The following is a 23,455-nucleotide window of genomic DNA, read 5'->3' as shown; positions in this document are numbered from 1 at the left end:
TAAACCCATAAAGCGTTTCACAGTCTTGAGGGTTTGACGTCATCTCCCATATCGACTTACTTTCCAAAGGAAAATCATGGAAACCAATGCACTGAAAATTGCTTCAGATGCCTTGTTGCACTCTGGACAAAACCTAGACGAGCTGCGAGAACAAGGTATTGCGCAATTACAAAAGCTCGCGCCAGAGACTTGGAGCGATCACAACGTATTTGATCCGGGCATTACCTTACTTGAAGTACTGGCCTTTGTGCTTTCGGACCTCAGTTATAAGCTTAATTATTCCGTTGAAGATTTAACCACGCCAACGCCAGATGAAGCGTCTGCGGTGACACAGTTTTTATCGTCAGAGCAAGTCATGTTCAGCCACTGCGTCACGCTTGCAGATTACCGACGATTATTACTGGATATTCCAAGTGTAAAAAACATCACGATAACGGTGCGTGATGAAGGTCAAAGCGGCGCGATTATGTTTGACTTAGTCGTACAGCCTGTGCCAAATAGCCCCGTATCAGAAGAAAGCCTTCGCCACCAAGTCCATAGCGCGTTTGCTAATGCGCGATGTGTGACACATCAGCTTGGCAACATTGAGTTTTATAAGTCGGTACCTGTGCATTTGGGTATGAACCTTGTGCTCCAAGATGCAGAAGACTTGGTACAAGTCATGGCTGATATTCTGAGTAAAGTGGCGCTTGAAATTTCACCTAATTTACCGCGTTACTCAGGGGAGCAACTGCGAGAAAAGGGCATGTATATTGAAGATGTCTATGTTGGGCCATCGCTAAAACATGGCTTTATTTTGGATAATGACTTAGAAAATACGCCCGTTAAAAAACACTTGTATAGCTCAGATATTTTAGATGCGCTGCGCAACCACCCTAACATTGAGCAAATAGAAGAGTTTCGATTTATTGTAGGCAGTGGCTCGCAACCGGGTTATGACTATTGGCAGGTTGAAATACAAGATTTAGAGCCAGAGTCAGTCAATTTAGCACCTGAGCTTGGCTTTTTGAGTGAGCAATTTTTTGATGCCATTTCAATAGTGATTGAAGACCAGAGTTATGTACTTGATGACCAAGAAGTTGAGCAAATAAAGCAATTGGTCAGTGAATACATTTTGGAGCAATCCACAGATAGCATGACTCAGGTGTTTGCTGAAACTGAAGACTATTTATCACTAAGCCAATATCGCTCTTTGCAGCATGAGCTACCAAAAGTGTATGCCGTTGCAGATCAATCACTAAGCCGAGATATCGACTCAGAGCAAAAAGCACAGCTACTGCAATTTAAAGGGTACTTGCACCTTTTCGATCAAATTTTAGCTGATCAGCACAAGCAAGTGGATGTACTGCCACACATTTTAGCTTTACCCCAGTGCGCACATTTTGAACGCCTAGGCCAAATAATGGATCGCATGCTGGCCAGTGAAGCGCTGTCACAAGCTTTACTTGATGAGTTTTGGCACCGAGTAACGCAGTTGCCACATACCCAGTTGAGTCAAGCTGTTACGGGAATAAGTGGCGTCAATCACTTGGTAAAACAGGCACTAGAGGACTATGAGCAAAGTGGCTTACAGCAACAATTAGAAGCCGATTTTTCTGTTGCTCAACTGACACGTTTAAATGACAGCCTAGCGCATTTGCTGGCGCGATTTGCGGTTAAGCTACCCAATGCCAATTTGCTGAAGTATCGAGAGGTTTTTGGTTTTTATGTTCATGTCATAGGTGCCTGCCACCAAGACCCAAATGATCAAGAAGACCTACTATTGCGCTTGGTGCTGTTACGTCAGTACATTGATAAGTGTCGATTATTGACTGAAGTCGGCTTACTGGGGGAAAACCGTTGTCGTGGTTTCGACTATTTATCCAAGGAACCCAAAACGGATCACCTTGCGAGTTTAAGCCGCTTAATTATGCGTAACCTTGGCTTTTCGCACCAAGGGCAAATGCCACTGGCAACCCATAACAGAGAAAGCTTCTACCTACTTGAAAGCGACTTGCTCACCAGCGCCACAGCAGGGCACTTGTATTGTGTATTGCCGAATTGGACAACTAGACTTCAAAACCCAGCATTTAGGGTGTTAGTTGAAAGTCAGGTTGCTAAGCACAGGCCGCTGCATTTATCCGCTGAGTGTATTTGGCTCACGCGAGAGCAAATGAGTTTATTTGAGCGCTTGTATTTTGGATGGCTTAATTTTTATGGTCAGGCGCAACGTGAACGATTTGCAGATGGGCAAGCGCATATTGCCAGTGTTGCACAAGATATTGGTGGCCTGCTTGAGACTTTGGCGATATCTGATCCACAAGACATGATTAAGCTCATTATCAATTATGTGCTTGCAAAACCTCAGGGAATGGAAGTACTTGAAGCATACCTGATACAGATATTATCTGAATATGCCTGCGAACCACTCCCAGAAGACATCGCAATAGACGAGCAAACATACGCTTTAGTCCATGCTGCCGTTACGCGGATAATTGATGATAACAGTGCGCTTTACCCAGATGGTTTTAGTGCTGACCAAGTACTTTATTTAGCAACACAGCTTTGCATTGACCACATTTGTACACCCAATGCATTTGCACAATCAAACAATACCAGGTTTACGGTTGGGTATTCACCACTGCCGTTTCTTAAACCCATTTTGCCTGTGTCTTTTTCACAAATTAACTCAAACACCGCGGTGGTTTCGAAATTTATCGTGGCAACCAGCGTGCCAAATCGTATAGATCCTGAAGGAAACGAAGAATGAACAAAGTCAGTGACCAAGAAGTGTTAGTCGAATGTGACCAAACATCCATAGTAACTAAGCGCAGCCGCGCTGAATTAATTGAAAAGTTTGACGACCTCAAAACGCCTACTGGGGATGATTTTGAGTCACTCATTCTCTCCGGTTTTAACCAGGTAGATGACCCTATCGCTGTAGTGAAAAATGCAGATATACAGGAAATTGCCATCACGTCACCGTTAACCGTCAGTCCTGACGGTGAGACCGAATGTTTTAGAGTCGATACCGATGCGGTAAAAATTAGTCATGATGTGGTTGTGTCTGCATCAGACAGTGAAAGTGAGGTATTGACTGCAGATGCTCAAAGTGTCTCCATTTATGACAAAGTCGAAGTGTTACCTGAGGCTGAAGAGGTGCTGCGTGTTACAGGCAGTGCTAAGTTAACTCAAGGTATCAAGTCGCAAACTGCGGATATTAATCAGCACTTAAGAGCAGGTGCGTTGTCTGTCAGCAAAGGGACAATAAAGACATTGGAAGCGGGCTTGGATGATGATGACAATCCAAAAGTCACGGCTTATGGTGATGTTGAAGTAAACGCAGATGTTAACGTTGCAGGCAATGTTCAAGCACACTCAATCTCTGTGACAAATGACATTAGCATGAGCGGTAATACCTCAACACAAATGTTATCTGTCGAAGAGCGCACCATGCTACTCGGTGAGCTCAGTGCGCAAAATGCAATTTTTGCAGGGCATGTAGAAGCGCCGATGTTAGGGGTTGGATTAGATGAAAATAGCACCTTGGCGAAACTGCATATCGGCAAGCGCTCATCAGATACCAGCGATTTATTCCGAGTTGATGACCTAAACCAAGACAATACGCCGTTTATTATTAACCCAGAAGGTAAAGTGGGTGTGGGTACCAGTGTGCCTCAAGCGCGCTTCCATGTTGCGGACTCGGTACTAGTTGGACAAGATAAAGATCATCCTCACATTGCATTAAATGAAGATGGGCACGCACATTTCTCTGGCACTGTGCGCATAGAGCAAGCAGCAGACGTTGCAGGCAATTTGAACGTAGAAAGTGATGCGCATATTGACGGGATGTTGTCGATTGGCACTGAAACACCTAATGCGAAGGTGGATATTCAAGCCGGTAGCGGAGACTTACTGAATATTGGCGATGGCAATACGAATTTAGTCAAAGTCACTAATATGCCGCTTGCGGGTGAGCAGTCAATCAATATGTTTGCACATACATATATTGAAAATGACTTAACTGCCACGGGACAAGTGAACGCACAGACAGCACAGATTGCGGATACGTTAACTGCTGGCAGCACGGAACTGAACGATCTAACGATTAATCAAGATGCACAAATTAACGGGCAAACACGCACACGTCAGTTGCAAGTGGGTGAAACACCTAGCACTCCTGTACAAACAGATGTCGGTGCGCTTATCAACACGACGCTTGATGTAAAAGATCATGCTACGTTTAATTCACTCCATGCAAGCGACAATATCATCACTGACACGCAGCTTAGCGCAACCGAGGGTGTCGTAAAGGATAACCTAACGGTGGGTGAGCAAGCGGTTAACTCAGCAGCAACACTCACGGTTAAAAGCACGGCGGTAAATGAGCCATCGTTACTTGTGGCTGACAAGGAAGGAAACCCATTACTGCGTATTGACAATGATCAGGCCGTGATGGGCAGCGCAGCGCAAGACCAAACATTGACTGTAAAAGGCAATATTATAACGCCAGAACTCACGGTATCTGATGAGGCGACTATTCATCAAGCTGATGTCAGTGAACATGTGGTTATTGCATCGAGTGCTTTACAAAGTGATTGGACGACGAGTGCGAAATTGGGCGTACTGGCACATAATGGACAGCCACAAAGTGTCGACATCAGTTATTTTGATGGGCTTAACACCACGTCTGTTATTAATGCAACGGGTAAGCAGATTGGTTTATTCCAATCAAGTCCTCAGCAAAGCCTACATGTTGGCGAAAATGCGCTGTTTGATAAAGATATCACGGCACTCAAAGGCATTTATGTTGCCAATGAAAGCAGTGAGTTTGGTGGATTTAGCGCGTCGTTAATGCATACCCAAGTGGGCAGCGAGCAAAAATCAGCGAATTTTGATGTGTATGGTAATTCGCAGCTATTCGGTGAGTTTTCTATCGTTGAAAACGAACATGTGGCAGTGAACTTTGCGAGTAGCCAGTTAGCATTAACTCAGTTATCTGAAACTCCAGTATTTAAAATTACTAACCCAGCGCAAGATGCAGAAATATTGGCCGCTGCGGGTCAACTTGCTATTAATCAAGCAATTCCAACAGATGGCGTTAACTTCGCAGTCACAGGTCTTGCTGATATCACAGGCCAATTAACCATTAAAGATACAGGCACCGCTTTAACGGTTGATGGTAAATCAAAATTAATGGGCCATGCTGAGCTGAAAAATGGTATGCACGTCAGCGTGACCAATAATTCAGGCGACGTACAACGAGCGGCGTTATTTGTTGCGGGGCAGTCACAATTAGAGGGAGAGCTCCTTGTTTCAGACGATGTACATCTGGACGCTGATCTGATCGTTGATGGCAACAGTGACATTAAATCAAACCTACAGGTGGGGCGCAGTACTCAGCTAGGTGAGAATTTATCTGTTGCAGGTGAACATTATGCTGGTGGCAGTGTAGAAATTGAGGGCACAGAAGGTCGGGATGCACTGACTGTAAATAACGATGCCAGCTTTAGAACAGACGTAAATGTTGCGGGCAACTTGTCTTTAGCTCCTTACCAAGCCACGGCGAGAGTGCACATCTGTGAAACGGATCAACAAGCACTTCGTATTGATGACCCTAGCGGCGCTGCACAACTGGTATTCAGTCATGGAAACCTTGGCCTGGGTGTTGAGCGCCCAGATTATATTCTCGATGTGGGAGAAGATGCCTGCTTTAGAAAAGACCTATCTGTTAATGGACGAGTGGAAGTAGACGACAGTCTGCACGTTAATGAATACGCAAGCTTTAGAAGCAACGTGAACATATACGGCACGTCAGAGCTACAAGGCGAAACAAGAATTGGTTTGGCAATGCATGCCTCTGATGAGGAAGCGTCAACCACGCGCCGCAGTGCACAACTGAGTGTCGATCAAAATCACTTTGAGTACGGCCTAGCGATTTATCACAAAGGCGTTAACCCGATTGTATTCAAAGATGGCAAAGTGGGGATCCGTAATGCACAGCCCGAAGCAGAGCTGGATATTCTAGGGGATATTAAGGTTGAAGGGGATATCGAGCTCAATGGGGTGCTACGCGGTACTGGTCTACTTGAGTGCTTAGATGGTGCGAAAATTTTAGGCGATGTTGAACTGCGCTCAGATTTGACGGTGTATGATGACGCGCTGTTCAAAGACACGGTGACTATCGAAGGCCTGACAACGATTGAGCGTAAATTAAACCTGCTGGCCGATGCTGATTTTGCAAAGAGCTTACACCTAGGTGAAGAGTTGACGGTTCGAGGCAATGCGTTCTTCAAAGAAGCGGTTCATTTTGATAAAGACACGACAGTGCGAGGCAGCTTAGTGGTTGAAGGACTAGATGCAGCAAATCAAGTTGTGTTTAAGCCGCATGTGGATATCCATAGCCACTTAGCAGTGAAAGGGGAAGCAAACTTTGGCAGTGATACCCATGTAAAAGGCAATTCTTTCGTTAGTGGCTCAGTACAAGCAGCCAAATTAGTCACAGAGCACAGCCTCAAAGTTGGTGAATCTCATAATGACAGCGCCATGGTGGCAGTAAACACCAGTGAAGGTGAATCAGCGCTTGATATCGCAGTGCGTGGAAAGTCTGAGCTTGTTGTTGATGGCAATGCGAATGTGGGTATTGGTTGTAAAGCACCTGAGCACAAATTAGATGTACGTGGCGACGTTCGAGTATCGGACACATTGACTGTTGAAGGTGATTTATTGCTTGAAAGCAGGCTTCACTTGCAGCAAGGCGCAGAAATTTTTGGTGATTGTGCTGTACAAGGTCAAATTGCACCTGCGCAATTGCAGCTTCCTGAAGGGCCGCATATTGAGGCCATATCTCCAGATTGTGAGCTTGGCGGTGAAATGGCATCTGACAACGTCCTTGCCACTCAGGCTGCGGTGAAAGCGTATGTCGATGAGCATGCATGGCGCTTTGGTCGTGGCAAAAAAGTGGTCGCAATTCACAACCAAGAAGAGTTTGACGAGATCTTCTCTAGAGACTGTTTGCATAACATGACCATCTTGTTGTTCCCACACAACGGTCATCGTCAGGTTTCAAGAGCCTATAAGCTGAAAAACTCCGTTGAAGTGGGATCAAACCTGAGCATTGTCGGTTTTAATGAGCGAGAAACACGTATTGTAAAAGCCGATGCAGGTTGTCGTTTCCTTATTCGTGGTGATAGAGATGCCATGGTAAAACACGTTGAGATGCATGGTTTCACGTTTGATGGTGCGATCCATGAAGTATCCAGAGAGTTGAGTGCTTATGAAGGTAATGGTGGCGCGTTCAATTTGCGCTATGCAGATCAAATACAACTTAATTGTGTGATTGAAAACCATGCTGTCAGTGGTGATGGTGGTGCAATTTATGGTGAAGATGTAACCAACCTGACTGCCAATAATGTTCGTAACTGCCGCGCTGGTCGCCAAGGTGGTGCTGCTTATGGCTTAAGGTATGCACAGATTAACGCCGAAAATTGTCAAGCTGAGCGCGGCGGTGCGGTTGCTCACTGTGATGACAGTGAAGTGGTTGCGATTAATAACACAGCACAACTACACGGTGGTGGTGCATACAAGTGTCAAAACCTAATCTGTAAAGGGTTCTGGCGACGCAATACCGCACAGCAAGGCGAGGGTGATCACATCTTCAGTGTGGGCTGTTATCACCTAGAAGAGCAAGAAGAGCACCATGGTGACTACCTGTGGCATGCGGTTTATTTGGACAGGCCACTAAATCACTCGCGCTTCTTCTGGCGCAATGACCACATTTAATGATGAGGTTAGCAATTGGTCAAATAGGGGCTGAATTAGAAGCCCCTGCACATCTGGTGAACTCAGGTCAGCATAGTATTGCTGACCTAGAGTCACTGTTTAAAACTTGGTTATCTAAGGAAATAAATCGACTCCAAATTGATTTACCGTCCATAACATTGCCGATGGGTTCTGTGACGCTCAGTGATCTCGAAATTGTGCTGCCTGACATTGATCTAAACAGATTACAAAGCGACCCAGAGAGCTATTTCAGAGCTATTTTTCAGCCGGCTTTTAACGCTGCCTTGGCGCAGAAGTTAAGTGATTATGTGCGCCAATTACCGAAAAATAATTACGCACTGGCTGCGCCGCTGTTTGGTGAGTTAATCGCGCGTAGTAAAACAGCTGTGTCAAAACAGGGCATGTTGGATGTTATCAATGCTTGTGAACTGAGTTTGCAACATCGCCCTGAACAATTTTTAAGTTTGGTAAGTAGCGCAGAATGGCCAAGCTTGCGCAAACATGTCATTAATGCATTTTATAAGGACGAGGCACTTTTAGCAGCGTCTATTGCCGTGATCACTGAAGGGGTTGTTTCTGATCGTTCAATGGCGCTTTTAACTCGATTATCTGAGGCTGAGCATTATCAATTGTGGTTCGATATTGAGTCACTAAGAAGTGCCTACGCATCGAATCTACATACTCGTCAAAGAAGCTTAGCCTTGTTGATGCAAAGCTATCAATTTTACAAAGCGCATACTGCGTTTAACGAAGCGGTTCGAAAAAGTGTCGCTGATTCTATAAAAACAAAGCGGACTACTTTTGGAGCCCTGAGTACCTGGTTTGCAGTGAAAGGCCAAGCGGCAATCACGGCTAAAGATTGTAAATCACTATTAAATGTGCTGAACAAGGTAAGTAGTAAAACAAAGACATTCCCTCATTATAAAACCGATTTGGCGCCATATCAGTCAGGTGCGCTCACACAAGTGTTAGAACATCGCAGTGCGGATCTTTCCTCACCTCAACAGACGGAAGAATTCGTCGAGCAAGGCACACCTTATCTACTTGCACAAATTAGAGGGGCGCTCGGAGGAGGTTGTCGACAAACGATTCGTGCGCTTGAGCGTTTAATTCAACTTTTGACTACTCAAACAAGCTCAGAAGAGTTGCCTCATTTGAACCAAATTCACTGGCGTCAATTTATTGCTAAATACGATGTTGAGCAAACGCTACCCGTGGCACTAAGAGCGCCAGTTCAGCGATTATTGACTGCAATGTTAGCGGCTGAGGGTTCATACGGCGTAAATCTACGAGCAAGCAATAAGGTTATTCAGCTCATTGCACGTGAGCGCAAAGCGATAGAGTGCAATTGGGCACCTAAGCAATCACCTAAATATGCTCGACGTATTTTTGCGCTACTGTGTCAAATCAATAGCTTACCATCGCAATTTATTGTCCAGTTCAACCATTTCTTTGCAAATGTGTTGGGTAGTGAAGAAAGTGACAACACTGAAGCAGAAGTGGTGGTGTATAGCGCTTTGCTTGAACAATTGCATGCATGGCTGAGTAATGAATATAAGCGAATTGAACAGCGGAAATCAGGCTATCAGCTTACGGAGCATAATAATGAGTCTGTAGAAAACGAACAAAAGCAGCAAAACACAGATATCGAGTCAGGTACGAGCACCGCAAATGAGCATACAGCACTGCGTGATTCTGCAGAGCATATACTGAGCGAGGTCAGTTATTTTGAGCCATCTATGCGTGTTGTATTTGATGGCAAGCAGATCGCACAATTAGGGCAAATTGAGCTGCTGCAATTAGAGTTAACACTGTCTGTCTTACTACCGCAAGTGGATGAAACGCATCAGTTAATCGTTCGAAGTGAGATGTTTGGGGCCAGTGCGACAAAATTAAAGCAACTAATTGCAAGCCAAATAAAGCACATAGGGCAAATTGAACACAGCTCATTAACAGAACAATATGCTCAATTGGAGTTGAGTGGCCTGAATGATGAAAAGCAGATATCGGTTGTAAAAAGTCTACTGAGTGCGTTGGCGCCAGTTTGTGAAAAGTTGGGGCAGATAGTCAATCACATCAAAACGATGCAGCAAAGTACTCTGTATTCAATGGCTGAAAACCAAACCAATGACTTGTTGTTTGATGCGCAAAAGCAATCAGCTAAAAACATGAGCAGGAATGAGATTGGTGAGATAACAGACGCGGGTGCTGAAACGGAAGATAAAAAATCAGGTAAGCCACTAGCTCCCTCTGGGCTTGTACTTGCTCGTGAGTTGGTCATGATCACTCAATTGAAGCGCTATATGAGTGCGCTGCAACAAGTGATTTCAGCCAATCAATTGGAAATTCAACTACATGCTTGTCATGAGGTGGTGGTTAATTTGCTATCGTATGTGCACAGTTGGAAAGCTTTATTTCCATCGGATTCAGTATCACCTGCTGGCAAAGACGCGCAGCAGCTTTTAAGTTCAACTATCTCTGCGTTTGATGGCATAAGAAGAAAGTTATATGCGCTCAACCCCTATTTACCAGGGCAGTTACAAAAGTCATCAATGTGGTGGGTGTCTTTGCTTGATGAGCATCAGCTCGACCAAAAAGATACTGGGGTGCAAGATAGCTTAAATGCCGTCATCACAAGAGAGTCTGATAATCAAGCTGAGAGTGATGGTTCTCCAATTTCACTTGAGCAAAATAGCAAAGAGCACCAGAATCATGCTCTGCAGGCAATTGGTCAACTGCGCTCGGCAAAGACACTAGAAGAAGTAAAAAATCAGCTTGTATCTTATGAGTCACATAAAAGCGACGTGAAACACAACTTGGATAGCCATGTAATTGCTCAGTCGGAGGGAGTATTAGAGGGCAATACATTATTATCGAAGCCTAAACAGAAACTCGGAGCAAGGTTATCTAAGTCTCAACAAAAGCTAGGAGTCAGCGTGTTAGATAAACGCTTGCAATTATCTGATATTAGCCATGAGGACATCGAAAACGTATCGCACGTTGCTGATAACGAGGCGCCTTCACTTGTAGCACAAAATATAAACAAAGTGCTTGAAGGGCTGACTCTACAAGCTAAAAAACAACGAAATAGACTCGCCAACTTGAATGCGCAAAAGATAAAGACACACAGTGAAGAAGCTCTTGCAGAGCTTAAATATCTTTATCAGCAGTCTTCTGAGCACTTTATCAGTGCCGATGCGGGCGTTGTTTTACTTTGGCCGTTCTTGGAAATTTTATTTAACAAGTTAGCTTTACTCGACAATACGGATGAATCTGGCGTGTTATTTGAAAACGAAGCTTCGCAACATAAAGCGCATGCGTTGCTTTGCGAACTCGTTGGTATTGATGACGATGAGGCTGATACTTTTGTCATTAATGCGCTACTTGGCTTACCTCTTGAACATAAGTATGAAGAGCAAGCGACAACAAGTGAACAGGAACGTGATGAAATTACCAACATGGTCAATGCAGCAATAAGTCGCTGGGAAGCCTTAAAAGGCATGCCAGCTGATGCGTTTAAATCTATGTTTTTACAAAGAGCCGGCGAAGTCAAACTCACCGCAAATGGTGTTTGCATTGTTATCGATAGTAAACCTCAAGATATATTGCTTATGAAGCTTCCTTGGGGGTTAGGAATTGTTCAACTTCCTTGGTTGAATAATGACTTAATCAATATTGAATGGCAGTACGGCTTTTAAATTGATTCAACTCACAACAAAAAATCCAGAATAAAACTTAAAACGAAGACACATTATATGGCAAGTGATGTGTCTCAAACCCAAGACCAATCATCAAATGGACTCGCGAACGAGTGAGCTGGTCCCAATTAAATATGGAGAAGTGTATGCCTGTAAATAATCATTCGAATCTACGCGCGTTAATTGAGGAACATCAAGTGCGTCAACAGCAGTATCAAGTTGCAGAAAATAAAGTACAAGCCTATTTGGAGTATAATCGCAGGTATTTGCTCCAACATTTGAATAACTTATTTACAAATCGCGTACTACCACACTTGGAGTTAGCTAAATCTTTATTAGTTGAGCAAGGGTATGCTGCTGATATTGAGATAGAGAAGCAAACACTGTTTGAAGAGAGCGAAGCGATAGAGGTGATCACACAAGTGTCATTTGTTTTTTCGGGAAATTCAGATGATCTTGACACCGGATTGACACAAAATAGGCTATTAATATTTACGCGCCCAAATCATGCGTTTATTTATGCTAAATACATTACGGATTTAGTGACAAGCCAAACACAGCCATTGTTTTTTGCTGACGATTATTATTATCAAAATATGCCGTCAGAAAATCAATTTCCACACTTCCCATTCCCCCCTAATTTTGAGGACCATAGTGAATTTAAGTCTATGTTGTCAGACTTTTTGAGTTTGGTATTTTTACAGATCAGAGGGAAGTTAAGTTAATTAAATAAATTACGCCTTGGTTTTTTGTCACATATAAAAAGTTTTTGCGTCAGTGTTTAAAGAACCTAAGGAGAGACTCTGTGGCAAATTATCAAGAAGCGTTTAGATATGTTTTTGAAGAAAACTTTAAATATAACCAAGATACTAATTATCAAACTATGCGTTTGGACAGCTTATATAGCCAAGGTTTTAATGATAAGGAAATCCAAGTTTTACTTAAGCAAGTCTACGGGGGTGAACTTTGGCGACAGTTTAAAGGTGAACGCATAAAGAACCAAAAAACAGCAGAGTTATTGTTGCTGCTTAACGCGCATGGTCTTTTAGCGATGATGCTCCTTGAAATGCAAAAATATTATGGTATTTCACCAAGTAGCCAAATGTGCGAGCAAACGTTGCATCGAATAAACCAAATACCTGCGGATAAATTACATGATTGGATCATTGCAGGTATCAATTATTTTTCTCTTGTTGGCAATATGCAAAAAGAGCATGCCCTGCACCAATAGGGTTGAATTTTACTAAATTTACCCAATATAGAAAATCAATAGAGTAATCATTTGACTGATTAAATCTAGTCAAAATAATATTTTTAGGGAAAGAGGCATGAGTATACAGCAGCCTAGCGTGGGCCAATTTACATTTGAACAAGAAGGACAAGAGGGCGGTCGATACCACAGCCGTGTCTTACATGTGCCATCTCAGTACTCTGGTCTAACTATTGGAAGAGGCTTTGATTTGAAGCATCGCAGTTCGGAGCAAATTATCCAAGCTTTAAAACTTGCTGGGGTGGCTTTTGAAGACGCCCAAGTGCTGGCAAAGGCATCGGGCTTGTATGGCAGTGAGGCAAAAGAGTTTATAGAAAAACATGGATTACAAGGCTTTGAGGTCAGCCCGAAAGAGCAAGTCCTATTATTTGAGCAGACATATGAAGTGATGGCAAAAGATGTCAAACGCATTTGTGATAAAGCCGATTGCGTTAAGGTATACGGGCCGGTAAATTGGGATAATTTACATCCAAAAATTAAAGATATCTTAATCGATTTGCGTTACCGCGGTGATTATACTCCGACTACCCGTAGACGGATCCAACGTTATGTAGTGCAAAATGACCTTGAAGCATTCAGTAAAGAGATGTCTGACAGAGAGTTGTGGCACAAGGTACCAAGCGAGCGCTTTAAACAGCGTTTAGCGTATTTGACCACAACATAATAACAAAGCTGCTTAGGCAGCTTTTTTATTATGTTGTTTTTTTTGTTTCGCTTCGAAGGTGTGTTCCATGACCATCGATTTCTGGTGTTGAGAGCAAATATGCATGGAAAGTAATAATGCCGAGGCCACGACGAGTTCGCTCAGCCCAATATAAGCCAATCAACAATCCCAGTAATAAACAACCTACTATTAAACTTGAAGCAGTAAAGTGGTCAAAATGTAAATATGAAATGGAGCCAAGCAAACCCATCAAGAATGTTGGCACAACCACAATTTGTAAATATAAGAGTAGAAAGACAAAGTATCCTAAAAAATATAAATGCCACTCAAATATTTTTTCAATAAATAATATGATGCTCTTTAGCAATTAATTCCCTTTGTTTTTAATAAAATGTTTATAGTTATTAAGAGTTCATATTAACATGAGGTGAGGAGAGAAAGGAACTCTGCTAAATATTAAGCTCAAGGTTTTATTGGCCAGACCGACTCATTTCATGTATCTGGCCACAACAAGATTATTTAATTAGCCACCAATATCAACAACTGCGGTATCATTAGCCCCTTGCTCCTCTATAAAGTCAATCATCCCCGGGCGTTTATAGTGAAGGGTTTTCGAGTCATATGAAATTGCCCAAATGGTATTATCGCGATCTACTTCAATATTATAAAAGTGTCCAAATTTTTCTAATTCATTGCCAACTAGCTTATAGACTTGCTGTGAACCGCGCGTATTTTTGAAAATATATGCAGTAATATAGACTTCGCCACCACCAACAGCGATATCCTTGAGGGTACAAGTTTGTGGGCAGTTTAAGTTGACTTGATGCCAATGGTCGTTAATCCTTTGGTAGAGTTCGTTATCATCCGTTATGGCCCAGATGTTTCCAATTTCATTCACATCAATTTTGACAATGCGTTTATTGTTAATCCCAAAATTTCCACCAAAGTTACCATTTGCTGTGTTGAGCCTTTTTAACTCACCGACTTGGTTAACGCAATAAGCATGCTTTGGGCTATGTGTTGACACATCTACTGCGTCCCAACAACCAAATACATGTTGCCATGCATCGTTTTGGTACCTAAATATCAAGCCATATTCGCCTATCGCAAAAGTTGCTTCTTCATCATAGGCGTATCCAGGGGCACTCTCACTATGGGGGCGAAAATGAAAATAGCCCCCAGAAGCGGCAACTGTTTTTTGATAATAAGGTAGGGGTGCAGTTTGCCATGTATTAAACTCGTCATCCTTGTGAAGATAGGCGATACCGTTCTGATCAATCAAAACTCGAATAGCTGAGTTTTTAGGCTGATTGGCAAAGGCGGTAGTCGCTATCGTGGAGAGTATTCCCATAATGACTAGGGTGTTTGTGAGGTGTTTCATATTAGTTTTCCTTTACATGTTGTTTACGCTCTAAAAAAGTGTAAGCACATTGAGGGAAAATAAGGTGTACTAAACTATCATTATCTAATATATATGGATGTATTTATGTTTGCTAAATGTTCTGAAAATAGTGAAAAACCACTGCTTCTAAAAAAGGAGAGAAAATATCTTTTGCTAAAATTGAAATATTGAGTGTGCTTTCAACATATGTAATGCTGTAGGTGAAAGCTAATATAAATTATCGATACGTTGTAAATAGGTAAACGTAAATACCAACAGTTATTTTGCTATTGGGCGCTGCAACTGTCCAGCTAGGTGGGCAAACTTGCCAAGGTCGGACAGTCTTTTTTTCCCACGAAGGATATGTTGAATTACTCTTTGCTGAGGTCAGCTTATAATGACACACTTTATAGCTCGCATTAGCTGCTTCTTTGTCTGAGCTTAGGGCTGATGCACTAAAAATAAAGCTAAAAGTAAGCACAAGTGCCAATATATTTTTTATCATCATATTTCCTTTATCACTTTCAGGTCGTTGTACAATTTAACTCAATCCTTTGAGCTTGATTTAGGCCCTATTACTAGAACACATTATGAACGATAAGTGAATAAAAATTACGCCGAAATATGAAATATTTAAAAAGACTCGATTTATAAATTAACTCAATAGTTTAATTGCTCTTATTACTTGTGTAGCTGTAAATAGGGCGTAGCATCAAAAGAATAATTGAATTACAAACCTGCCACATACGCACATGTGGCAGGCAAATATAGATTTAAAAAAATAAATACTATCTATATGTACTGTACTGATAAGCATAGTAGCCAACCGGAACCCAGCTCCAAGAAAACCCTACAGTCCAGCCGCTTGGGCATGATTTGTTTGCTAGTACTTCTTTTGTTTCCCATGCTGGGAATCTATCACTTCCTGGGCCACGTAACGTAAGTTTATAATGGCAAACGCGAACAGAATGTGATGCATTGATCTGTTCGGTTATGGCTTCCGACGCTGCGGATGAGTATGAAGCAACGCTTAATGTGCTAGCTAATGCAGCGGATAAAATTAAAACTTTATGATTCATCATATTTCCTTGATTCTACATATTGATAATTAGATAAAATACAGGTATGCCTAAGTATTGAACAGGCATGTTTAAGTTAATCACTGCTGTTCAAAAAGTAAATAAACTGGTCTTGTGTTATTTTCAAGTTACTATAATGTGAGAAAGATACTTCTCAATTCAGCTTGATTAGTTTGAATAGGCAGGCAAGATCGCTTCTTTAAGGGAGATTATTTTAGTTAGGCACCACCTACCTTGGACTAATTTTGCATGTAATTTACCCAGCCCATAAAAAACATCAAATAAATCGACTTTATGAGGCGATAAGCGCTGTAAGTTACCAAATTAATTTGTAATAATGCGTCAGTTAACAAGCTACAAATTCAGAGGAAAGACCTCCTATGGCGGATACAGAGAATCGCCCAACTAACTTCATCAGAAATATCATTGATGGTGATCTGGCAAGTGGCAAACACGCATCAACACATACGCGTTTCCCGCCAGAGCCAAATGGTTTTTTACACATTGGTCATGCTAAATCTATTTGCCTTAATTTTGGCATAGCGCAAGATTATAAAGGCCTTTGTAATTTACGTTTTGACGATACGAACCCAGAAAAAGAAGACATCGATTACGTAAACTCAATTCAAGAAGATGTTAAGTGGCTAGGTTTTGAATGGGATGGCGAAATTTGCTACTCATCAAACTATTTCGACAAGCTATACGGCTATGCAGTAGAGCTGATTGAAAAAGGCTTAGCTTATGTATGTTTCTTGTCTCCTGAGCAAGCACGTGAATATCGCGGTACATTGACTGAGCCTGGTAAAAATAGTCCACACAGAGATACATCTCCTGAGGAAAACTTAGCGCTTTTCGAAAAAATGAAAAATGGTGAGTTTAAAGAAGGTGAATGTGTACTTAGAGCAAAGATCGATATGGCGAGCTCTTTCATGGTACTTCGTGACCCGATTATTTACCGTATCCGTTTTGTTCATCACCATCAGACTGGTGACAAGTGGTGCATTTATCCAATGTATGACTTCACGCACTGTATTTCAGATGCGCTAGAGGGGATCACGCATTCACTGTGTACGCTTGAATTCCAAGACAACCGTCGTTTATACGATTGGGTACTTGAGAACATCAGCATTGAGTGCCAACCTCAGCAGATCGAGTTTTCTCGTCTAAATCTAGAATATACCGTGATGTCAAAGCGTAAGCTTAACGACTTAGTTGTGAACGGTCAGGTAGAAGGCTGGGATGATCCGCGTATGCCTACAATTGCGGGTCTACGTCGTCGTGGTTACACACCGGCATCTATTCGTGAATTTTGTAAGCGTATTGGTATTACAAAGCAAGATAACATGGTTGAAATGGGTATGCTTGAAGCATGTATCCGTGATGACCTAAATGAAAATGCACCACGTGCGATGGCTGTTTTAGATCCAGTTAAAATTGTTATCGAAAACTATGATGCAGACAAAGTGGAGATGTTATCTGCACCAAACCACCCAACATTAGAAATGGGTGAGCGTGAACTGCCATTGACTCGTGAAATCTTCATTGAGCGTGAGGACTTCCGCGTTGAAGCGAACAAAAAGTTTAAGCGTTTAGTGTTGGGTAAAGAAGTACGTTTACGTAATGCTTATGTGATTAAAGCTGAGCGCATTGAAGAAGATGACGCAGGTAATATCACGACTATTTATTGTACATATGATGCAGATACACTTGGTAAAAACCCTGCTGATGGCCGTAAGGTCAAAGGCGTAATTCATTGGGTTTCAGCGTCACATTGTATCGAAGCGGAAGTACGTCAGTATGACCGTCTATTTAATGTACCTAACCCAGCGGCTGCTGAAGATTTTGCTACTACGCTAAACCCTGAGTCATTAGTCGTTATTGCAAATGCGAAATTAGAGCCATCACTTGAAAAAGCAAGTCCAGAGCAAGGCTTCCAGTTTGAACGACTAGGCTATTATAGTCGCGATAACAAGTCACAAAGCTTAACATTCAACCAAACGGTTGGGCTTCGCGATTCATGGGCGAAAATTGAAAAAGCATAAAGTACGTTAAATACACTTTATTTTTTCCAAAAAAGGTCGACATTTGTCGGCCTTTTTTTCAATATATTCATCAAATTAGTTTTATTAAGTCGCGCCGTGAGCAAACAGTCAATTCACAACTTCTATATTAATGAACAGCAATCGATTTATTTGCTATCTCACCATGATGCAAAAAAACATCGTCAGTGGCTTAATATCTGTAAGAAGCAGTTATCGCTCTTGGGCTATCAAGATGTAGAGTTAATTGGCTCTGGCGCGTTTGGGTTTGTGTTTGCTGGCATAGAAGACAGCGGTGAGGAGTGGGTTTTCAAATTTTCTCGTATTACCTTAGCGCAAAGTGTGAGGGATAGGCTTGAAGACGAAGCTTATATGTTATCCCAGATAAATAATCCAATGGTACCTAAGTTCTTTGCTTTTGAACGAGTTAAAAAGCAAGGGATCTTAATGATGGCCAGAGCGCAAGGAGAAGACCTTGAGCAGGTTTCTTTAAAGCTCGGGCGCCTAAAACCCCATGTTCTGGTTCATTTAGCACTGAAATTACGAAATGTGTTACAAGACTTACGTGAGAGAAAAAACGGTATGTCCTTGCAACCTGTGGTGCATGGTGACATCAAGCCTTCGAATATTGTCTGGGATCAGCACTCAGATGCATTTTCATTGGTTGATTGGGGCAGCTCTGTTTACGCACAAATTGATGTACATGGAGAACCTGTGGCCAGCAATATCATGGATTTAATGTCTTCTGATATTGCGAGCACAAACGCCCGAATGGGGGATGTCTATTTTATTGGTGATGAGCAAATGTCTGGCTCACGGTCTTCACCGCGATTTGATGAGCAGGGAGTCGCTTCGACAATTTACGCATTGGCAAGTGCGCAATCTTGTCGCTTTGGCGCACAGGTGATCCCTGCGACTAGCCTAGGGCTACCTATTGAATTTGCGAAAGTTATCGATGGTATGTTGAGTAAAGATAAAATGACCAGAGATAATGCGGGTGATTATTTTATGCGTAATATGCCTGCCATGGCCAAAGTATATTTACCAGATATAGAATCACCTCAAATAAAAGCGAACATACCGTTTTGGACGACTACGCAAACCGATCTGCCTGATACCGTGGTCTACAGTTCTAGGAAGCAATTTTTGCGTCGTGCTGATCATAACCATCAGCTTTTAGACGTAAATGATGCACAGCTCGACAGGTATTATAAAGAGTTCTTGTTTGATACTGGCGATACGGAAAAAGCATTTTTAGCTTCTATCAGTCGATTAGCTAAATACCCTGTTGTAGGCGGGTTGAGTTTCCACTGGCAGCAAGAGTCGTTATATGTAGAGTCGAGCTTGATGTTGCATGATGAAAGCTTGCAAAGTGCTTTTACGGATGCGGTAAATGCCACGGTTATGCTGGCACAGGGAATAGAGCAGAAGGGCTTATTCAAATGCTGCCTATTTGACGCAAGGCAGACTATTCAGCTAGAGCGAGACGAAACCGGTGCTTATATTTTTGAGCAGCTACCCGAGTTACAGTATACAGTGAGTCATGTGGCGGCGTCAGAAGTAACTAGGCCACATTCCTATTTTGAAGATGGTAAAGACCCTGATGAGCAGCTGCAGCTGCCGAAGCAAATTATTCAATGTGTTTTTGAGCTGAATAAAATTCATCACACAGGTTGTATCATTTTCGAATCACTGAGTGATAGATTAAAAATTCACTACTACTATCGGCTGTTAGATGCAGAGCAAGAAGGTGCTTTTGCGGCGTTGCTCAAAGAAATTATTCAGTATACTGTGAGCATTCAAGACTATGGTGTAGCAGGGTTTATGAAGCTTCCCTACAAAAATACCCGAGAATTTGAGTTGCGTCCAAAACAGCCTGATAACTACTATCCAAAAAATCCAAAGTCATAAAATTATACTATTGTCAGTAGTCTAAATCTGCCAATGAGTAGTAAAATTTGGACTAGCATATGACGAATTGTCAATTGAAATCTGGCTGGCTCTGTAGCAGTCTCTTATGGGAGAGGAGGGAGCTATGGATAAACGAAAAAGACAGGAGATCTTAACCTTGAGTTGGGGGATCCACGATGAAGTTGAACAAGCAATAGTACATCACACTGCCGTTGAAGGGGACGATGACTGGTCCGAAAAGCAACGCTTATTGATAGCTGATATGTCTTTGCATTTGCTGCAAACAGCGCTTAAGCCTGAGCCCATGTGCAATGAAAAGCTCAAAAATAATCTCAATGCTATTTTAACTTTATCGAATGATTTTGTGAGTGAAGTTGATCTGAAGCAGGTGGCTGATGCGTTATATCGGCTTGAAAAAGCCTAATCGATTTATTATCCAAATATCATATAGTTAAAAAGCCAGCATAAAGCTGGCTTTTAATTTAAATTGCATATGCAATCGAATTAAGAATCATCAGATTCTGTAAATCTTCTGCACTCTTCTTCATCGACACACTCACCATACAAGTAAAGAGAGTGGTTTGTTAGTTTGATACCGTTAGTTGTTGCAATTTCGACCTGACGAGTTTCGATAACTTCGTCTTCGAATTCAATAACTTTACCACACTTTAAACAAACCAAGTGGTCATGGTGTGTGCTGCCAGACAATTCAAAAACTGACTTGCCGCCTTCAAAGTGGTGACGTGTCACAATACCTGCATCATCAAACTGGTTCAGTACACGGTAAACAGTTGCTAAACCAATTTCTTCGCCCTTATCGAGTAAAATTTTGTAAACATCTTCAGCGCTGATGTGCTGATTTTCTGGAGATTGTAAAATCTCTAGAATTTTAATTCGCGGTAAGGTGACTTTTAAGCCCGCCTTTTTAAGCTCTAAGTTGTGATCAGTCATTTAATCTGTCTCAATCTATTATCTTTTTACTTCAATTCTTAAGAATAAGCACGACCATTTTCTTAAGAATAACGTGCACGGGCAACAAGTCAAAGCTTGTTTTATTAATTCAATGAATTAATCTTCTAATTCACTTAAACACATTTCATCATAAACCTGTGCACACCAAGCTTTAATTCGTTGCTCAGTAAGCTCAGGTTGACGGTCTTCATCGATACCTAGACCAACAAAATTATTGTCATCTACAAGTGCTTTTGACGCTTCAAACTCATAGCCGTCAGTTGACCAATGACCAACAACAATTGCACCACGCTCAGTAACGATGTCATTTACCATGCCCATCGCGTCTAAAAAGTATTCAGCGTAATCTTCTTGGTCACCACAACCGAAAATAGCAACTAGTTTGCCTTCAAAGTTAATCTCTTCTAGCTCTGGGAAGAAGTCATCCCAGTCACATTGTGCTTCACCGTAGTACCAAGTAGGGATACCAAATAGAATTAAGTCAAACTCTTCGATGTCAGCCTTGCTGCTTTTCGCAATATCTTTAACATCAATTAGCTTTTTACCTAGTTCTTTTTGGATTTGCTTAGCAACGTGCTCGGTGTTACCCGTGTCACTGCCGAAAAAAATACCTACGCTTGCCATTAATTACTTACCTTTATCTATTAATCGCTAATTTCTCTTGCAAGATGGTCTCAATGAGTGCGCTACGGCTAATATTTTGCTCTTCAGCCATATCACTCAACGCTTGGTAAAGTTCAGAAGATACTTTGAACTCTACTCGCTTTAAACCTCTTGCTCTATCTCTTTTAATTTGATTACGCTTGTTGATCTTAAGCTGCATTTCCCTTGGTAAGGGATTTGTTTTGGGCCGACCAGGGCGTTTTTCATTTTCAAATAAGTCGATAGTTGTTCTATCTAATTCAGACTTGGCCATTAACCAACACCCGCACCTTGCCAAAACACTTGTATTACACCTTTGGCTATAAAACCTGAACAACCTAAAAACAACACCAGCCAAACGATGTATCGACCAAATTTAGGCACGTCACCTTTCTTTAGAACGTCTTGAATAGCCATTCCAATAAGAAAAAATATACATGCGAGCGCAAAGTAAAAACCAAGAGTTTCAAACTCATTTATGTATTGACTGATCATCTTTGCACTACTAAAACCTTAAACGGCGGGTACTATAGCATACCTAACTACAATAAATTAAGTTTAGCCACATAAAAATCTCCGACAATTATTGAATAAAATCAATAATTGAACGATTGACAGCTTCTGGTTTTTCAGCGTGCAGCCAGTGACCAGCCCCTTGAATGATTTTTGCGCGCGCTTTAGAAAACGCACTTACAATGTCATTTTTGTGTTCTGGTAGTATATAGTCGGAGTTATTACCTTTGACGAATAGCGTATCACACAAACAGGTACGAGGTGTATCTATGTTATCGATAATCTTAGAATAATTTTTTTCTATTATGGGTAAATTGAAACGCCATTCCAATTCACCATCCTCATTTTTTGCCAAGCTTTTTAATAAAAACTGTCTGACGCCAAGCTCTTCTATATTATCTGACATGATTTTGTCAGCATCACTTCGACTTTTTGGTGTGCGGCTTGTCACTTTATTTAGCGCAGCTATGATGGCGTCATGTCTAGGGTGATATTGCACAGGTGCGATATCAAGTACTACCAGCTTGCTTACCTTCTGTTCATCAAGCATTGCCACTTGCATCGCGACTTTGCCGCCCATTGAGTGCCCAACAAGAATCACTTGTTCAAGTTTTAGGTGATCAATCAGAGATAATATGTCTTGGGCCATGACCTGATAGTTCATATCGTCACTTTTGAATGAACGGCCATGATTTCGCAAGTCTACATTGACGACATTGAATTGTGGCTCTAGTGCTCGAGCTATGATGTTTAGGTTTTCTAATGAGCCAAATAAGCCATGTATTAATATGACAGTTTTGGCGCTACTTTGCTCTAGTCCGCTTTGCTTAAAATTAAGTAACATACTACCTCCAAATTTGTGTCGCTATTTTGCCAGCCTTAAATCAAAAATCAAAGCCGTAGAGGAAGAAGAAAAATTTAGATATAATCCCTCCCAAATGCGGTATATGTATAAAATGACAGGACAAGCATGAAAACAATAGAAATAGATGACGAGCTTTATCAATACATTGCAAGCAATACGCAAAGTATTGGTGAGAGCGCCTCACAGATCCTGCGTCGTTTACTAGAGTTAGAGCCAGTTCAGGGTGCTTCGGTAGCAGTGCAAACCGAGGTGTCACAAGTAGAGCCAGTTCCAGTGGAAAGTAAAACGGAAGTTAAACCTGAGCCAGTAAAAGAGTCTGCGAATGTATTTAATATTCTAAATAAAGAAGAGCTTGCTATGCAAAAAGGCGTAGTAGGGCGTTTTTTATTTATTCTTGCAGCATTTCACCGTACGCACAAAGCTCAGTTTAATAAAGTACTGGAAATAAAAGGGCGAGATAGAATTTACTTTGCAATGAGTAAAGAAGCGTTGCTTGAAAGCGGGAGCAGTATGAACCCAAAAAATATCACAGACAGTGAATATTGGGTCATGACAAATTCAAACACCACGCGTAAAAAGATGATGTTGCACGAAGTGGCCCTAATTTTAGGCTACACTGAGCAGCAGGCAGAAACAGTTCGAGATTACCTATAAGGAAAT

Annotated in this window: 19 protein-coding genes; 10 read left to right on the top strand and 9 right to left on the bottom strand. The window is 41.7% G+C overall.

Features of this window, described 5'->3' with window-relative positions; all coding sequences use genetic code 11:
- The first annotated feature begins 76 nt into the window (after window positions 1–76).
- The 6 genes from L1077_RS14875 (at window position 77) to L1077_RS14850 (ending at window position 13,393) form a co-directional block, all read left to right on the top strand.
- Window positions 77–2,749 carry a hypothetical protein gene (locus L1077_RS14875; RefSeq protein ID WP_237137567.1) on the top strand — a complete coding sequence of 891 codons (2,673 nt, stop codon included), beginning with the start codon at window positions 77–79 and terminating at the stop codon, window positions 2,747–2,749.
- Complete coding sequence (locus L1077_RS14870) at window positions 2,746–7,761, top strand: hypothetical protein (RefSeq protein WP_237137565.1); 5,016 nt, start codon at window positions 2,746–2,748, stop codon at window positions 7,759–7,761. Before L1077_RS14875 ends, L1077_RS14870 begins: the two co-directional genes overlap by 4 nt.
- Entirely contained in the window at window positions 7,761–11,459 is a 3,699-nt protein-coding gene (locus L1077_RS14865; RefSeq protein ID WP_237137563.1) for a contractile injection system tape measure protein, read from the top strand. Before L1077_RS14870 ends, L1077_RS14865 begins: the two co-directional genes overlap by 1 nt.
- 146 nt (window positions 11,460–11,605) lie before the next feature.
- On the top strand, window positions 11,606–12,184 hold the full coding sequence (locus L1077_RS14860; RefSeq protein WP_237137562.1) for a hypothetical protein: 579 nt from the start codon (window positions 11,606–11,608) through the stop codon (window positions 12,182–12,184).
- A gap of 80 nt (window positions 12,185–12,264) precedes the next feature.
- Entirely contained in the window at window positions 12,265–12,690 is a 426-nt protein-coding gene (locus L1077_RS14855; protein ID WP_237137560.1) for a hypothetical protein, read from the top strand.
- Between the two features lie 97 nt (window positions 12,691–12,787).
- A complete protein-coding gene (locus tag L1077_RS14850) occupies window positions 12,788–13,393 on the top strand; it encodes a hypothetical protein (RefSeq protein ID WP_237137558.1) in 606 nt (201 codons plus the stop codon).
- A gap of 28 nt (window positions 13,394–13,421) precedes the next feature.
- Here the strand turns inward: L1077_RS14850 and L1077_RS14845 are convergent, their stop codons facing one another.
- The 4 genes from L1077_RS14845 to L1077_RS14830 form a co-directional block, all read right to left on the bottom strand.
- Window positions 13,422–13,760, bottom strand: coding sequence for a hypothetical protein (locus tag L1077_RS14845; RefSeq protein ID WP_237137556.1), 339 nt, complete (start codon window positions 13,758–13,760; stop codon window positions 13,422–13,424).
- 156 nt (window positions 13,761–13,916) lie between these two features.
- The gene (locus tag L1077_RS14840) at window positions 13,917–14,774 is read right to left on the bottom strand and encodes a hypothetical protein (protein ID WP_237137555.1); all 858 of its coding nucleotides are present in this window, start codon (window positions 14,772–14,774) and stop codon (window positions 13,917–13,919) included.
- Between the two features lie 238 nt (window positions 14,775–15,012).
- On the bottom strand, window positions 15,013–15,282 hold the full coding sequence (locus L1077_RS14835) for a hypothetical protein (protein ID WP_237137552.1): 270 nt from the start codon (window positions 15,280–15,282) through the stop codon (window positions 15,013–15,015).
- A gap of 280 nt (window positions 15,283–15,562) precedes the next feature.
- The gene (locus L1077_RS14830; protein WP_237137550.1) at window positions 15,563–15,856 is read right to left on the bottom strand and encodes a hypothetical protein; all 294 of its coding nucleotides are present in this window, start codon (window positions 15,854–15,856) and stop codon (window positions 15,563–15,565) included.
- A 377-nt stretch (window positions 15,857–16,233) separates the two neighbouring features.
- Between L1077_RS14830 and glnS the strand changes: the two genes are divergently transcribed.
- From glnS to L1077_RS14815, 3 genes are all read left to right on the top strand, one after another.
- Window positions 16,234–17,895 (top strand): glutamine--tRNA ligase, encoded by a 1,662-nt coding sequence (gene glnS, locus L1077_RS14825; RefSeq protein WP_237137549.1) that lies wholly within the window; start codon window positions 16,234–16,236, stop codon window positions 17,893–17,895.
- 96 nt (window positions 17,896–17,991) lie between these two features.
- Window positions 17,992–19,803, top strand: coding sequence for a protein kinase domain-containing protein (locus L1077_RS14820; protein ID WP_237137547.1), 1,812 nt, complete (start codon window positions 17,992–17,994; stop codon window positions 19,801–19,803).
- 124 nt (window positions 19,804–19,927) lie between these two features.
- Window positions 19,928–20,227 (top strand): hypothetical protein, encoded by a 300-nt coding sequence (locus tag L1077_RS14815; protein WP_063363943.1) that lies wholly within the window; start codon window positions 19,928–19,930, stop codon window positions 20,225–20,227.
- 80 nt (window positions 20,228–20,307) lie between these two features.
- Here L1077_RS14815 and fur read toward each other — a convergent pair whose 3' ends face one another.
- From fur to L1077_RS14790, 5 genes are all read right to left on the bottom strand, one after another.
- Window positions 20,308–20,754 carry a ferric iron uptake transcriptional regulator gene (gene fur, locus L1077_RS14810; protein WP_063363942.1) on the bottom strand — a complete coding sequence of 149 codons (447 nt, stop codon included), beginning with the start codon at window positions 20,752–20,754 and terminating at the stop codon, window positions 20,308–20,310.
- Between the two features lie 117 nt (window positions 20,755–20,871).
- A complete protein-coding gene (gene fldA, locus L1077_RS14805) occupies window positions 20,872–21,399 on the bottom strand; it encodes a flavodoxin FldA (RefSeq protein WP_237137545.1) in 528 nt (175 codons plus the stop codon).
- 13 nt (window positions 21,400–21,412) lie between these two features.
- A complete protein-coding gene (gene ybfE / locus L1077_RS14800) occupies window positions 21,413–21,691 on the bottom strand; it encodes a LexA regulated protein (protein WP_023399385.1) in 279 nt (92 codons plus the stop codon).
- Window positions 21,691–21,912, bottom strand: coding sequence for a DUF2788 domain-containing protein (locus tag L1077_RS14795; RefSeq protein ID WP_023399386.1), 222 nt, complete (start codon window positions 21,910–21,912; stop codon window positions 21,691–21,693). Before L1077_RS14795 ends, ybfE begins: the two co-directional genes overlap by 1 nt.
- 88 nt (window positions 21,913–22,000) lie before the next feature.
- Entirely contained in the window at window positions 22,001–22,774 is a 774-nt protein-coding gene (locus tag L1077_RS14790; protein WP_237137543.1) for an alpha/beta fold hydrolase, read from the bottom strand.
- A 126-nt stretch (window positions 22,775–22,900) separates the two neighbouring features.
- Between L1077_RS14790 and seqA the strand changes: the two genes are divergently transcribed.
- Complete coding sequence (gene seqA / locus L1077_RS14785) at window positions 22,901–23,449, top strand: replication initiation negative regulator SeqA (protein ID WP_237137541.1); 549 nt, start codon at window positions 22,901–22,903, stop codon at window positions 23,447–23,449.
- Window positions 23,450–23,455 lie beyond the last annotated feature (6 nt).

The organism is Pseudoalteromonas luteoviolacea (genome assembly GCF_021654285.1).
In the GTDB taxonomy this organism is placed as follows: Bacteria; Pseudomonadota; Gammaproteobacteria; order Enterobacterales; family Alteromonadaceae; genus Pseudoalteromonas; species Pseudoalteromonas luteoviolacea_J.
This window is presented reverse-complemented; position numbering and strand designations above follow the sequence as displayed.

Bases quoted from the DNA above. Each gene is read 5' to 3' on its own strand.
- L1077_RS14875 (WP_237137567.1), top strand. From the start codon at position 77: ATGGAAACCAATGCACTGAAAATTGCTTCAGATGCCTTGTTGCACTCT.
- L1077_RS14870 (WP_237137565.1), top strand. From the start codon at position 2,746: ATGAACAAAGTCAGTGACCAAGAAGTGTTAGTCGAATGTGACCAAACA.
- L1077_RS14865 (WP_237137563.1), top strand. From the start codon at position 7,761: ATGATGAGGTTAGCAATTGGTCAAATAGGGGCTGAATTAGAAGCCCCT.
- L1077_RS14860 (WP_237137562.1), top strand. From the start codon at position 11,606: ATGCCTGTAAATAATCATTCGAATCTACGCGCGTTAATTGAGGAACAT.
- L1077_RS14850 (WP_237137558.1), top strand. From the start codon at position 12,788: ATGAGTATACAGCAGCCTAGCGTGGGCCAATTTACATTTGAACAAGAA.
- L1077_RS14840 (WP_237137555.1), bottom strand. From the start codon at position 14,774: ATGAAACACCTCACAAACACCCTAGTCATTATGGGAATACTCTCCACG.
- L1077_RS14835 (WP_237137552.1), bottom strand. From the start codon at position 15,282: ATGATGATAAAAAATATATTGGCACTTGTGCTTACTTTTAGCTTTATT.
- L1077_RS14830 (WP_237137550.1), bottom strand. From the start codon at position 15,856: ATGATGAATCATAAAGTTTTAATTTTATCCGCTGCATTAGCTAGCACA.
- glnS (WP_237137549.1), top strand. From the start codon at position 16,234: ATGGCGGATACAGAGAATCGCCCAACTAACTTCATCAGAAATATCATT.
- L1077_RS14815 (WP_063363943.1), top strand. From the start codon at position 19,928: ATGGATAAACGAAAAAGACAGGAGATCTTAACCTTGAGTTGGGGGATC.
- fur (WP_063363942.1), bottom strand. From the start codon at position 20,754: ATGACTGATCACAACTTAGAGCTTAAAAAGGCGGGCTTAAAAGTCACC.
- fldA (WP_237137545.1), bottom strand. From the start codon at position 21,399: ATGGCAAGCGTAGGTATTTTTTTCGGCAGTGACACGGGTAACACCGAG.
- ybfE (WP_023399385.1), bottom strand. From the start codon at position 21,691: ATGGCCAAGTCTGAATTAGATAGAACAACTATCGACTTATTTGAAAAT.
- L1077_RS14795 (WP_023399386.1), bottom strand. From the start codon at position 21,912: ATGATCAGTCAATACATAAATGAGTTTGAAACTCTTGGTTTTTACTTT.
- L1077_RS14790 (WP_237137543.1), bottom strand. From the start codon at position 22,774: ATGTTACTTAATTTTAAGCAAAGCGGACTAGAGCAAAGTAGCGCCAAA.
- seqA (WP_237137541.1), top strand. From the start codon at position 22,901: ATGAAAACAATAGAAATAGATGACGAGCTTTATCAATACATTGCAAGC.